The sequence below is a fragment of the Klebsiella sp. GN_Kp190 genome, assembly GCF_040061795.1.
Classification (GTDB): Bacteria; Pseudomonadota; Gammaproteobacteria; order Enterobacterales; family Enterobacteriaceae; genus Klebsiella; species Klebsiella michiganensis.
This window is the reverse complement of the sequence record NZ_JBEAFN010000051.1, coordinates 1-13,978: the sequence shown is the minus strand read 5'-3', so window position 1 is coordinate 13,978 and position 13,978 is coordinate 1. Positions and strand designations below refer to the sequence as shown.

The window sequence follows — 13,978 nt, the reverse complement described above, 5'->3', positions numbered from 1 at the left end:
CCCGGGCAAGGCGCTCTGCGCCGTCCCCGGGAGCAAAGCGCAGAGTGGCATAATTACCCGGAGGCGATGCTGCGCGCCTGTCCGGGCTACCATCCCGCAGACGGTGGAGAACTCGTAGCCCGGGCAAGGCGCTCTGCGCCGCCCCCGGGAGCAAAGCGCAGAGTGGCATAATTACCCGGAGGCGATGCTGCGCATCTGTCCGGGCTACCATCCCGCAGACGGTGGAGATCTCGTAGCCCGGGCAAGGCGCTCTGCGCCGTCCCCGGGAGCAAAGCGCAGAGTGGCATAATTCCCCGGAGGCGATGCTGCGCATCTGTCCGGGCTACCATCCCGCAGACCGCGGTATACCTGTAGCCCGGCTAAGCGCAGCGCGAGCCGGGGATGTCAGGCGGCACATCAGCGCTTAATAATCATCGCGCTCATCGTCCTCATCCGGCTGCTCCATCACGCTATAGGCCACCGAGCAGAACAGTGAATTCAGACGCTTCATATCGCCCAGCAGCGCCAGGTGCAGCGTACTGGTCTCAATACTCTGCACGTTTTGCTGATGCAGGCGGTCAACGTGGGCATGCGAGTAACGACGGTTCATGATACGAAAACGATGCTTGCTGCGGCGCAGGCGGCGGGCGCTCGGCACGTCGCCGGAGAAGAAGACCGACATCGCCAGCTGCAGATTGCTGAGCAGCTGCTCGTAGAGGGCATCCAGCTCTTTTAATCCCTCCATGGAGAACGCGCGCCGCGCGGCCAGCGATTTATCGGCGATCTCGCTGCCCATTCTTTCGACGATATCCGAAGCCTGCTCGAGGTTAAGCGCCATTTCGATAATTTCCGCCCAGCGGCGGGACTCCTCATCCGCCAGCTCCTCTTTCGGCATCCGCGCCAGATAGAGCTTAATGGCGGTGTAAAGTACGTTGATATCGTCCGCCATCCGCCGCAGCTCTTTCTCCTCACGCGGCTCGCCGTGCATCACTTTATGCAGGCTTTCCAGCATCTGCTCCATGGCATCGCCAATACGCAGGGTTTCGCGGGCGGCATTGGCCAGCGCCAGGGCGGGCGTATCCAGCGCCGAAGTATCAAGATGCTTCGGCTTCAGCCGCGCGTCCAGCTCGGGCTCATCGCGAATCAGACGCTTACAGAGGTTAGCCATGGGGCCGGCAAACGGCACCATGGCGATACAGCGGATCAGGTTGTAGAAGACGTGGAAATAGATAACCAGTTCGGATTTTTGCAGCGGAAGCTCATCCATGACGTTTGCCAACAGATGCACAAACGGCAGGATAATCAGGCTACCCACCAGCTTAAACAGCAGGCTGCCGAGCGCCACGCGGCGCGCGGCAGCATTGGCGCCGCTGTTGTTTAGCATGGCCAGCAGCCCGGATCCGAGGTTGGCGCCGATCACCAGGCACAGCGCCACCGGAAACGAAATCACGCCGGTGGCGGTTAACGTTGCGGTCAGCAGCACCGCTGCCAGGCTTGAATAGCTGATGATGGCAAACACCGCGCCGATCAGCGCATCCAGCATAATATCGCCGGTCAACGAGGCGAAAATCACCTGTACGCCGTTAGCCTGGGTGATGGGATGCACCGCCTGCACGATCAGCTCCAGCGCTAGCAGAATCAAGCCCAGACCAATCCCCACGCGCCCAAGCTGGCCCGCGCGCGTTTGCTTGCGCCCAAGGAAGAAAATCACGCCGATAAAAATCAGCAGCGGCGAAAGCCAGGACAGATCGAAGGTCAGCACCCTCGCCATCAGCGCGGTACCGACGTCAGCGCCCAGCACCATCACCAGCGCAGGGGCCAGCGCCACCAGATCCTGGGCGACAAAAGAGGTGACCAGCATGGTGGTGGCGTTGCTGCTCTGCACCAGCGCGGTAACGCCGATCCCCGCGCAGAAGGCGAGCGGTTTTTTCTCCACGCTGCTGCTGAGTACGCTTCGCAGACGAGCGCCGTAGACGCGCATCACGCCGGTACGGACGATATGGGTGCCCCACACCAGTAGGGCGACGGCGGACAACAGGTGTAGCAGAGTTAACACGGAATCAGCTTCTCCTTATATTTATTCGTTCCCGAAACTCATAAACCGTTACAGGCCGGATAGCGCTTCGCTTATCCGACGGCAACGATCGCAAGCTTCCTTCAGTATAAGGGTTTACGCACAATAAAGAGACAGGGCGCTCATTGAGCGCCCTGTTAGTTGTAAGGAAAGATAACGGTTTGGTGGATCAGTCGGCATCGTAACCGAGGTTCGGCGCCAGCCAGCGCTCCACTTCCGCCACGCTCATCCCCTTACGCAACGCATAGTCTTCCACCTGGTCGCGCTGAATTTGCGCTACCGCGAAGTATTTGCTGTCCGGATGGCTGAAGTACCAGCCGGAAACCGACGCGCCGGGCCACATGGCAAAAGATTCCGTCAGCTTCATGCCGGTGCGTTTTTCCACCTCCAGCAGTTCCCAGATCGTCGCCTTTTCGGTGTGCTCCGGGCAGGCCGGATAGCCCGGCGCCGGGCGAATTCCCTGGTAGTTCTCGCGGATCAGCTCCTCGTTGCTGAGGTTTTCGTTCGCCGCATAGCCCCAGTAAACCTTACGCACCCGCTCATGCAGATACTCGGCAAAGGCTTCCGCCAGGCGGTCGGCAATCGCCTTCACCATAATCTTGTTGTAGTCATCGTGCTGCGCCTCGTAGGCGTCGGCCAACGCGTCTTCCTCAAGGCCGCCGGTCACCGCAAAGGCGCCGATATAGTCCGCCTTCCCCGACAGCTTCGGCGCGACAAAATCCGCCAGGCAGTAGTTGGCAAAGCCGACTTTCTCCGTCTGCTGGCGCAGATGATGCCCCACCGTCAGCACGTGAGTCCGGGTTTCATCGCGATAGATTTCAACATCGTCGCCGACGCGGTTAGCCGGGAACAGCCCCACCACGCCGCGCGGATTCAGGGCCTTCCCGGCGCTGAGCTTATCCAGCAGTTCGTTGGCGTCTTTAAACAGGCGCTGCGCCTCTTCGCCGACCACTTCATCTTCCAGAATGCGCGGATACTTACCGGCCAGCGACCAGGTCATAAAGAACGGCGTCCAGTCGATATAGTTACGCAGGGTTTCGATACTGGCCTCAACCTCATGCACGCCAAGACGATGGGCCACCGGCGGGGTGTAGCTTGCCCAGTCAAAGGCCAGGTCGTTATCGCGCGCGGCCTCCAGCGTGACCGGCGGGGTGCGCGGCTTTTTACGCCCGTGCTGAATACGTACCGTTTCGTACTCTTTGCGGGTACGGGCGACAAAATCATCGCGCTGGCTATCGGACAGCAGCGCGGCGACCACGCCAACGGTGCGCGAGGCGTTCTGCACGTAGACCGTCGGCCCGCTGTAGTTCTGCTCGATTTTCACCGCCGTGTGCGCTTTCGAGGTGGTTGCGCCGCCAATCAGCAGCGGAATAGTAAAGCCCTGACGCTCCATCTCCTTCGCCACGTTGACCATCTCATCCAGCGACGGCGTAATCAGCCCGGAGAGGCCAATCAGGTCGGCGTTAACCTCGCGGGCGGTTTTCAGGATTTTATCCGCAGGCACCATCACGCCAAGGTCGACGATTTCGTAGTTGTTACACTGCAGCACCACGCCGACAATATTCTTGCCGATGTCGTGAACGTCACCCTTCACGGTGGCGATGACCATCTTGCCGTTGCTGGAACCTTTCTCTTTGCTGGCCTCAATATAGGGTTCGAGGTAGGCCACCGCCTGCTTCATCACGCGGGCGGATTTCACCACCTGCGGCAGGAACATTTTCCCTTCACCGAACAGGTCGCCGACCACGTTCATGCCGTCCATCAGCGGCCCTTCGATAACCTCAATCGGACGCGCGGCCTGCTGGCGGGCTTCTTCGGTATCGAGCTCGATAAATTCGGTAATGCCTTTAACCAGCGAGTATTCGAGGCGTTTTTTGACGTCCCAGCTGCGCCATTCCGCCTGCTGAGCGTTGGCGGTATCGTCGGTTTTGCTGCCGCGATACTTTTCCGCCAGATCGAGCAGGCGTTCAGTGCCGTCATCGCGGCGGTTCAGAATCACATCTTCAACCGCATCGCGCAGCTCGGCGGGAAGGTCGTCGTAAATCGCCAGCTGGCCGGCGTTAACGATGCCCATGTCCATGCCGTTGCGGATGGCGTAGTAGAGGAATACCGCGTGAATCGCCTCGCGCACCGGGTCATTCCCGCGGAAGGAGAACGATACGTTAGAGACGCCACCGGAGATCAGCGCGTGCGGCAGTTCGCGTTTGATATCTTCGCAGGCGCCGATAAAGTCCTGGGCATAGTTGTTGTGCTCTTCAATCCCGGTCGCCACGGCGAAAATATTCGGGTCAAAGATGATGTCTTCCGGCGGGAAGCCCACCTCTTCGGTGAGAATTTTGTACGCCCGGCGGCAAATTTCAATTTTCCGCTCTCGGGTATCGGCCTGGCCCACTTCATCAAAGGCCATCACCACGACGGCGGCCCCGTAGCGGCGCACCTTTTTCGCATGCTGGATAAACGGCTCAACGCCCTCTTTCATCGAGATGGAGTTAACGATGCCTTTACCCTGAATACACTTCAGGCCCTTTTCGATAACCTCCCATTTGGACGAGTCGATCATAATCGGCACGCGGGCGATATCCGGCTCACCGGCGATCAGGTTGAGGAAACGCGTCATCGCCGCTTCGGCGTCGAGCATCCCCTCATCCATATTGATATCGATAATCTGCGCGCCGCTTTCCACCTGCTGGCGCGCCACATCCAGCGCTTCGTTATATTTTTCTTCTTTAATCAGACGTTTGAATTTTGCCGAGCCGGTAACGTTGGTGCGTTCGCCGACGTTCACAAACAGGCTGTCATCGCCGATATTCAGCGGCTCAAGGCCGGAAAGACGACAGGCGACAGGGATTTCCGGCAGCTGGCGCGGCGGCAGGCCGGCCACCGCGCGGCTCATGGCGGCGATATGTTCCGGCGTAGTGCCGCAGCAGCCGCCGACAATATTCAGGAATCCGGCTTCAGCCCATTCGCGAATTTGCGCCGCCATCGTGTCGGCGTCCAGGTCGTATTCGCCAAAGGCATTCGGCAGACCGGCGTTCGGGTGGGCGGTAACGTAGCATTCGGCGATACGCGACAGCTCCTGCACGTACTGGCGCAGCTCATCCGGCCCCAGGGCGCAGTTGAGGCCAAACGTCAGCGCATCGGCGTGGCGCAGCGAGTTATAAAAGGCTTCGGTGGTCTGGCCGGACAGCGTGCGCCCGGAGGCGTCGGTGATGGTGCCGGAGATCATAATCGGCAGATCGACTCCCAGCGCTTCAAACTCCTCTTTAACCGCAAAGATCGCCGCTTTGGCGTTGAGGGTATCGAACACCGTCTCAATCAGAATCAGATCCGACCCGCCTTCCACCAGCGCTTTGGTGGATTCACGATAGGCTTCCACCAGCCCGTCAAAGGTGATGTTGCGGAAGGCCGGGTCGTTGACGTCGGGAGAAATGGACGCCGTGCGGTTAGTCGGGCCGAGGACCCCTGCGACGTAGCGCGGTTTTTCCGGCGTGCGTGCGGTCCAGGCATCGGCGCTGGCGCGGGCCAGTTTCGCCGCCACAAAGTTGATTTCCGCCGACAGGGATTCCATCTGGTAATCCGCCATCGCGATGGTCGTCGAGTTAAAGGTGTTGGTTTCAATGATATCCGCCCCGGCCGCAAAATAGGCATCGTGGATAGCGGTTATCACATCCGGCTTGCTGAGAACCAGCAGGTCGTTGTTGCCCTTCAGGTCGCACGGCCAGTCGGCAAAGCGCTCGCCGCGAAAGTCCTGCTCACTCAGACGGTAGCTCTGGATCATGGTGCCCATGCCCCCATCCAGAACCAAAATACGTGCTTTTAACTGCTGATGCAGTTGCTCAACTTTGCTGCTCACACTCGCTCCCGACAACGCTCAACCAGACCGAAAAAACTCAACAGACCATACTGGCACAAACCGAAGGGGTGGAAAAGAGAACAGCGGGCAAGATGAGACATGTTCAGCTTCACTCATCCGATCAGTCGGGTAGTGATTGCATTATCGCCAAATAAAACGAAAATCATTTCCACGATACAGAAAAAAGGAGTCCGCGATGGCGACCCCCGCTCCCGCAAAACGCGGCAGAAAACCTGCCTCCCCCGCCGCCGCTCCGGCCGGCGGGCAAGTTCAGTCCCTGACCCGCGGACTGAAGCTGCTCGAATGGATTGCTGAATCCCACGGCAGCGTGGCGCTGACCGAACTGGCCCAGCAGGCCGGCCTGCCTAACTCCACGACTCACCGCCTGCTGACGACCATGCAGCAGCTGGGTTTTGTTCGTCAGGTCGGTGAGCTGGGCCACTGGTCGGTGGGCGCCCATGCTTTCGTCGTCGGCAGCAGCTTCCTGCAAAGCCGTAATCTGTTGGCGATCGTCCATCCGATTTTGCGTCAGCTGATGGAAGATTCCGGTGAAACGGTTAACCTCGCGGTGCTTGACCAGAGCGATCATCAGGCGATTATTATCGATCAGGTGCAGTGTACGCAGCTGATGCGTATGTCGGCACCGATTGGCGGTAAGCTGCCGATGCACGCTTCCGGCGCCGGAAAGGCGTTTCTGTCGCAGCTAAGCGAAGAGCAGGTTACCGGCCTGCTGCACCGTCAAGGTCTGCACGCTTATACCCATGCCACCCTGGTATCGCCGGTACATCTGAAAGAGGACCTGGCCCAGACGCGTAAGCGCGGCTACTCGTTTGATGACGAAGAACACGCGCTGGGCCTGCGCTGCGTAGCGTCGTGCATTTATGATGAACATCGTGAGCCGTTCGCCGCCATCTCCATTTCCGGGCCCATTTCCCGTATTACCGATGACCGCGTGACCGAGTTCGGCGCGATGGTAATTAAGGCGGCGAAAGAAGTGACGCTGGCCTACGGCGGAGTGCGCTAAATGAGCGATCTGAAATCCTACTGGCAGGATAAATACCCTTCTGCTTTCTGCTGGTCTTTCGGCGATTCACCGGCGCTGGCCGACGAGCTGGCTGCCCTGGTTATCGCCGGGAAGAAACGCGGCACCTGCGGCTCGCTTGCCAGCTATCAGCAGGAGCAGCCGCCCGTGACGCCGGGGGCGTATCACATTGTGCTGGACGGCAAAGGGAAAGCCGTCTGCGTGATACGCACCCTGACCCTCAGGCTCATTCGCTTTAACGAAATGAGCCCTGAGCTCGCCGCGCTGGAGGGCGAAGGTGATTTAAGCCTCGCTTACTGGCAATCGGCGCATCAGGCATTCTTTGAACGCGAAGGCACCTGGGCGCCGGATATGGAGCTGGTGTACGAAGAATTTGCCGTTATCGAAGCAGCCTGAAGCAGGCCATCGGCTATCCCGCCTGCTTCAGGTCGCCGTAGCGCACGCTAAAACGCTGACGGCGGCGATAGGCATAGACGTCTTCCACGTGGCCGTTGCGGATACGCGTTTGCAGCTCCCGCCAGTAGTCGGCGCGCAGCAGGTCGGCGTGCATCTCTTCAAATAGCGGTCCGATGCGCGGGTCAGCGCACAGCCAGTGGCGAAACTCTTCCGGAAAAACATCGCCAGGCGAGACGCTATACCAGGGCTCGCTGGCAAGCTCATCCTCCGGGTAGCGCGCCGGCGGGATCTCGCGGAAATTCACCTCCGTCATATAGCAAATTTCATCGTAATCGTAGAACACCACCCGGCCGTGACGCGTGACGCCAAAGTTTTTAAATAGCATATCGCCGGGGAAAATGTTGGCGGCGGCCAGCTGACGAATGGCGTTGCCGTACTCCTCTACCGCATCGCGCAGCGCCGGACCGTCCACCTGCTCCAGCCAGATATTCAGCGGCACCATCCGCCGCTCGATATAAAGATGGCTGATCGCAATCCGATCGCCGAGATCGGTAATTTTCGCTCCGGCTTCGGTTTGTAACAGGGCCATTAGTTCGGGCGCAATTTGCCGTTTCTCCAGGACGAAGTTCTCAAACTCCTGGGTATCGGCCATCCTTCCCACGCGGTCGTGCTCTTTGACCAGCTGATAGCAGGCGCGCACGTGGGCGGCGGTCATCTCTTTCTGCGGCGCAAAGCGATCCTTAATGACTTTAAATACCCGGTCAAATCCCGGCAAAGTAAACACCAGCATCACCATGCCGCGAATCCCCGGCGCTTCAATAAATTGCTCATCGCTGCGGGAAATATAGTGCAGGTATTCCCGATAGCTCTCGGTTTTCGCATGCTTCTGGCAGCCAATCGCCATGTACAGTTCAGCGGTGGTTTTCCCCGGGAGAATCTCGCGCAGCCACTCGACCAGCGCGCCGGGTAGCGGCGCGTAAACCATAAAATAGGAGCGGGCGAAGCCAAAAACGATGCTGGCTTCGGCATGCGTCGTCAGACAGGCGTCGACAAACAATTCGCCTTCATCGGTGCGATGGATTGGCAGAAGAAAAGGCAGCGTCGCCATCGGCGTAACCAGTTTGCCTACCAGCCAGGCCGCCTTATTGCGGTAAAACAGTTCATTCGCCACCTGCAGGTGCGACCGGGAAAGCAGCTCGCTGCCGAGCGCCTCCTGCAGGCAAGCGGTGATATAACCGATATCGCGCGCGCTGTTTTGCCACGGCAGACGGAGAGGAAGATCGGATAACACTTTGCGTAATAGCGTGTCCCAGCCGCGCTCGGGGAAGAAATCTTTGGCCAGCGGGCGCGGGATGGCGCGTAAGCGCCGCTCTGGCTGAGAGCTGAAAATAAAAAGCCGCTCGGGAGTCAGCGAGCGGTGGTCAAACAACCGGCAATAAACGGAATTGAAAAAGCTCTCCGCAATTTCGAAACGAGGGTAATCCGGCAGCAGGTGGGTATAGTGTTCTTTTACCTGCAGCAAAAAATCGGTATCGGTATTTTTACCATCGGTAATGCAGCGCAGCTGCTCGACGACCAGGCCGACATGGTGATCGTAGAGATGAATACGCTGCTTCATCGCCTGCTGGACGGCATGCCAGTCAGCCTGTTCAAAGCGCTGCTGGGCGCCGGAAGTCACTTCAAGAAAACGACCGTACTGGGCGTCAAAACCCTGCAAAATAGTTTGAGCAATCAATAATTCCAGGCCACGCGTCATCTCTTCCCCCTCACCCATCCCTCTCCCCCGGAGAGAGGGAGAGGGGGAAATTATCAGAACTGATCTTCTTCTGTAGAGCCGGTTAACGCCGTGACTGATGAGGCTCCGCCCTGGATAATGGTGGTGACCTTATCGAAGTAGCCGGTGCCGACCTCCTGCTGATGAGAGACAAAGGTGTAGCCATCTTTAGCCGCCGCGAACTCCGGCTGCTGGACCTTCTCAACGTAGTGCTTCATCCCCTCGCCCTGGGCGTAGGCGTGGGCCAGGTCGAACATGTTGAACCACATGCTGTGAATACCGGCCAGGGTGATGAACTGATACTTGTAGCCCATATCCGACAGCTGCTGCTGGAAGCTGGCAATGGTTTTATCATCCAGCTTTTTCTGCCAGTTAAACGACGGCGAGCAGTTGTAGGCCAGCAGTTTGCCCGGATATTTCGCGTGGATCGCGTCGGCAAAGCGCTTCGCCAGCTCAAGGTCCGGGGTAGAGGTTTCACACCACACCAGGTCGGCATAGGGCGCGTAGGCCAGCCCGCGGCTGATGGCCTGTTCGATACCGGCATGGGTACGGAAGAAACCTTCGCTGGTACGGTCGCCGGTAATGAACTGGCGATCGTAAGGATCGCAGTCTGAGGTAATTAAATCCGCCGCATCGGCGTCAGTGCGAGCGATCACCAGCGTCGGCACGCCCATGACGTCCGCCGCCAGACGCGCGGCGACCAGTTTCTGAATCGCCTCTTGCGTGGGGACCAGCACTTTGCCGCCCATATGGCCGCATTTTTTCACCGATGCCAGCTGGTCTTCGAAGTGTACGGCCGCTGCACCGGCCTCAATCATCGATTTCATCAGCTCAAACGCATTAAGCACGCCGCCAAACCCCGCTTCCGCGTCGGCGACGATCGGCAGGAAATAATCGGTATAACGCGGATCGTTCGGCTCAATGCCCGCAGACCACTGGATCTGATCCGCGCGGCGGAAGCTGTTGTTGATCCGATCGACCACGGCCGGTACCGAGTTCGCCGGATAGAGCGATTGATCCGGATACATGCTGGAGGCCAGGTTGGCGTCCGCTGCGACCTGCCAGCCGGAAAGATAAATCGCTTCAATGCCCGCTTTCGCCTGCTGCAGCGCCTGGCCGCCGGTCAGCGCGCCCAGGCTGTTGACGTAGCCTTTTTTCGCTTCCCCGTGCAGCAGTCGCCACATCTTTGCCGCGCCCAGCTGCGCCAGAGTACATTCCGGGTTGACCGAGCCGCGCAGCTTCACCACATCTTCGGCGCTGTATGGGCGAGTAATGCCTTCCCAGCGCGGATTCGTCCACTCTTTGTTTAATTCTTCGATTTGTTGGGTACGGGTTTTCATGTGCAGATGCTCCATATTGTTGTGTGGTGAATTAGGCCAGAAGGCGGTAGCCCGGCAGGGTTAAGAAATCGATCAGCTCGTCGGAGGTGGTGATCTGTTCCATCAGGCGAGCGGCTTCATCAAAACGCCCGCTGCTGTAGCGGTGCTCGCCCAGTTCGTCCTGAATCACCCGCATCTCTTCAGCCAGCCACTGGCGGAACAGCGCTTTGGTAACCGGTGTGCCGTTACTGAGGGTTTTCTCATGGTGGATCCATTGCCAGATAGAGGTACGGGAGATTTCCGCCGTCGCCGCATCTTCCATCAGGCCATAAATCGGTACGCAGCCGTTGCCGGAAATCCACGCCTCGATGTACTGCACCGCCACGCGAATGTTGGCGCGCATGCCCTCTTCGGTTCGTTCGCCCTCGCAGGGGGCCAGCAGCTGTTCAGCGGTAATCGGCGCATCGTCTTCGCGGGTAACGGACAGCTGATTTTTGTTCTCGCCCAGTACGCCGTTAAAGACGGCCATCGCGGTGTCAGCCAGCCCGGGATGCGCGATCCAGGTACCGTCATGGCCGTTATTCGCCTCCAGCGATTTGTCCGCTTTTACCTTGTTCAGCACCTGGTTGTTTCGCTCGGCATCTTTGCTCGGAATAAAGGCCGCCATGCCGCCCATCGCAAACGCGCCGCGCCTGTGGCAGGTCTTAATCAACAATCGCGAGTAGGCGCTGAGGAAAGGCTTGTCCATCGTCACCACCTGGCGGTCCGGCAGAACGCGATCCGGATGATTCTTCAGCGTTTTGATATAGCTGAAGATGTAGTCCCAGCGCCCGCAGTTCAGACCCACAATATGGTCGCGCAGGGCGTGCAGAATTTCGTCCATCTGGAATACGGCGGGCAGCGTTTCGATCAGCAGCGTGGCTTTGATGGTGCCGCGCGGCAGCTCAAAACGGTCTTCCGTAAAGCTAAATACTTCACTCCACCACGCGGCTTCCTGCCAGGCCTGAGTCTTCGGCAGATAGAAATAGGGGCCGCTGCCTTTTTCCAGTAACGCTTTGTAGTTGTGGAAGAAATAGAGGGCGAAGTCGAACAGACTGCCGGGAATCGCTTCCCTGCGCCACGTCACGTGTTTTTCCGGCAGATGCAGACCGCGCACGCGGCAGATCAGCAGCGCCGGGTTCGGCTTGAGCTGATAAATCTTGCCGGCTTCATTGGTGTAGCTGATGGTGCCGTTAACCGCATCGCGCAGGTTAATTTGCCCATCAATGACTTTGCTCCATTCGGGCGCCAGTGAGTCTTCGAAATCCGCCATAAAGACTTTTACATTCGCATTGAGCGCATTGATGACCATCTTGCGCTCTACCGGACCGGTAATTTCTACCCGCCGATCCTGCAAATCGTCCGGAATACCGCGGATCGTCCAATCACCGTTGCGAATGGAATCTGTTTCCGAAATAAAATCTGGAAGCTTGCCGTTATCAATTGCCTGCTGCTGCTGGATACGCGCGGCCAGGAGTTTATTGCGCTCAGGCGTAAAGCGGCGCACCAGCTCGGTCAGAAATTCTACGGCCTCAGGCGTTAAGATTTGCTTCTCCTGGTCGCCATATGGCTGGCTAAAAGCCAGTTCGTCAGTGATTGTCGCCTGCTGCGTCATGTGCTGCTCCTCTTGGTTAATCCAGTTGGCGCGAACGTAAGATCGTTGTGTAGTTTTCGTTCAGCACAATTAAGACTACGCATTTATTTTTCAAAATCAAAAACAATTTCCATTTTTAATTTAATTATCGTTTAACCTATTGATAACAATATAAATAAAGTTTAATTACAATATGAGCTGCGTTTCGGAAATAAAAAAGGCACCCGAAGGTGCCAGAGGCAAAATGCTGAAACGCTTTAGGATCGCGTTGTGTAGAAGATTAATCCAGAGTCGGATTCATATGGCGTAGATCGTATGGCGTGATCTGGTAGACGTAATAATTCAGCCAGTTGATAAACAGCAAATTGCCATGGCTTCGCCAGGTGGCGCGCGGTTTGTTCTGCGGATCGTTCTGCGGGAAATAATTATGTGGAACCTGCGGATCGAGACCCGCTTCCACATCGCGGAAGAACTCGCTGGCCAGGGTGTTCGCGTCATATTCCGGGTGACCGGTCACGAAGGCGATGCGCTTATCTTTGCTGGCGAACAGGTAGGCGTCGCCCTCTTCCGTTTCCGCCAGGATCTCGAGGTCGGTGTAGTCGCGTATCAGCGCCGCCGGGAAATCGGCATAGCGCGAGTGCGGGGCCAGAAAGCTATCGTCAAAGCCGCGGGTTAACAAGGCATGAGGTTGCAGGATATGGTGTTCGTAGACCCCGGAAATCTTCTCAGAGCGGGTCTGTTTAGGGATACCGTAGAGGATATTGAGGGCTGCCTGTACCGCCCAACAGACAAACAGCGTTGAGGTAACATGATCTTTAGCCCATTCCAGCACCTGTTTTATCTGCGGCCAGTAGGCAACGTCATTAAATTCAACCAAACCTAAAGGTGCACCGGTAACAATCAGGCCATCAAAGTTCTGATCGCAAATATCTTCAAAGTTGCAGTAGAAGTTGTTCAGGTGTTCCGCCGGAGTATTACGTGATTCGCGGGCATCGATGCGCAACAGCTGGATATCAAGCTGCAGAGGAGAGTTGGAAAGCAGTCGCAAAAACTGATTCTCAGTCTCGATTTTCTTCGGCATCAGATTAAGGATGAGCACCTTCAGCGGGCGGATTTCCTGAGTCGTCGCGCGAGTTGTCGTCATCACAAAGACGTTTTCATTACGCAAGAAATTGACGGCCGGTAGCTCGTCCTGCACCCGAATTGGCATAACTTTATTACCTCATAGCATACGTATAAACGTTTAGACATCCAGACAGCTGAAGATACCCAGGAATAAGGTGAATGTCGAGCCTGCAGGTGCAGGGTGAGAAAATTTCACGGAGACATTTGAGTTAGAATATAAGAACAAAGAAAAGGAGCAAATATGGTTATTAGTATCCGCCGTTCACGGCATGATGAAGAGAAAAAACTGATTGCGATCTGGCGTCGGTCGGTCGATGCAACGCACGATTTTTTATCAAAAGAGTATAGAGCGGAACTGGAAGATCTGGTGAGCGCGTTTTTACCCGAAGCGCCGCTGTGGGTCGCGGTGACGGAGAAAGACGAGCCGGTCGCCTTTATGCTGCTTACGGGGGAACATATGGATGCGCTATTCGTTGATCCTACGGTCCGCGGCTGCGGCGTGGGTAAGCTGTTGATTGAACACGCGCTGACGTTAGCGCCCAAACTGACGACCAACGTTAATGAGCAGAATGAACAAGCGGTCGGATTTTATAAGAAGATGGGCTTTAAGGTGACAGGCCGTTCTGAGACGGACGATCTTGGCAAACCCTATCCGTTATTGAATTTGGTACATGAGTAATGAAGTAAGACCGGATAAGGGTAACCGCTGTCCGGTCGATTCAGGCGACAAAACGCAAAAAGCCCATCCGTCAGGATGGGCTCTTCACTTGTTTGATGCCTGGC

9 protein-coding genes are annotated in these 13,978 nt (G+C 57.2%); 3 read left to right on the top strand and 6 right to left on the bottom strand.

The genetic code is table 11. From position 1 onward, the window contains the following. Positions 1-403: 403 nt before the first annotated feature. The gene (locus ABLU67_RS23820) at positions 404-2,035 is read right to left on the bottom strand and encodes a Na/Pi cotransporter family protein (protein ID WP_009651734.1); all 1,632 of its coding nucleotides are present in this window, start codon (positions 2,033-2,035) and stop codon (positions 404-406) included. 187 nt (positions 2,036-2,222) lie between these two features. Further along, positions 2,223-5,906 (bottom strand): methionine synthase, encoded by a 3,684-nt coding sequence (metH, locus tag ABLU67_RS23815; protein WP_348852560.1) that lies wholly within the window; start codon positions 5,904-5,906, stop codon positions 2,223-2,225. A gap of 196 nt (positions 5,907-6,102) precedes the next feature. Here metH and iclR point away from each other — a divergent pair, with 196 nt between their 5' ends. Next, positions 6,103-6,930: a glyoxylate bypass operon transcriptional repressor IclR gene (iclR, locus tag ABLU67_RS23810; RefSeq protein ID WP_004097706.1), complete on the top strand. Its 828-nt coding sequence runs from the start codon at positions 6,103-6,105 to the stop codon at positions 6,928-6,930. Between the two features lie 9 nt (positions 6,931-6,939). Next, positions 6,940-7,344: an ASCH domain-containing protein gene (locus tag ABLU67_RS23805; RefSeq protein WP_086074014.1), complete on the top strand. Its 405-nt coding sequence runs from the start codon at positions 6,940-6,942 to the stop codon at positions 7,342-7,344. A 13-nt stretch (positions 7,345-7,357) separates the two neighbouring features. Here the strand turns inward: ABLU67_RS23805 and aceK are convergent, their stop codons facing one another. The 4 genes from aceK to metA form a co-directional block, all read right to left on the bottom strand. Continuing rightward, positions 7,358-9,100: a bifunctional isocitrate dehydrogenase kinase/phosphatase gene (gene aceK, locus ABLU67_RS23800; protein WP_032719360.1), complete on the bottom strand. Its 1,743-nt coding sequence runs from the start codon at positions 9,098-9,100 to the stop codon at positions 7,358-7,360. A 53-nt stretch (positions 9,101-9,153) separates the two neighbouring features. Beyond that, positions 9,154-10,458 carry an isocitrate lyase gene (gene aceA / locus ABLU67_RS23795; RefSeq protein WP_004097699.1) on the bottom strand — a complete coding sequence of 435 codons (1,305 nt, stop codon included), beginning with the start codon at positions 10,456-10,458 and terminating at the stop codon, positions 9,154-9,156. A 31-nt stretch (positions 10,459-10,489) separates the two neighbouring features. Then, the gene (gene aceB / locus ABLU67_RS23790) at positions 10,490-12,091 is read right to left on the bottom strand and encodes a malate synthase A (protein ID WP_348852559.1); all 1,602 of its coding nucleotides are present in this window, start codon (positions 12,089-12,091) and stop codon (positions 10,490-10,492) included. Between the two features lie 259 nt (positions 12,092-12,350). After that, positions 12,351-13,280: a homoserine O-succinyltransferase gene (gene metA, locus ABLU67_RS23785; RefSeq protein ID WP_004109666.1), complete on the bottom strand. Its 930-nt coding sequence runs from the start codon at positions 13,278-13,280 to the stop codon at positions 12,351-12,353. A gap of 156 nt (positions 13,281-13,436) precedes the next feature. Here metA and ABLU67_RS23780 point away from each other — a divergent pair, with 156 nt between their 5' ends. Beyond that, the gene (locus ABLU67_RS23780; protein ID WP_148842371.1) at positions 13,437-13,874 is read left to right on the top strand and encodes an acetyltransferase; all 438 of its coding nucleotides are present in this window, start codon (positions 13,437-13,439) and stop codon (positions 13,872-13,874) included. The last annotated feature ends 104 nt before the right edge of the window (positions 13,875-13,978 follow it).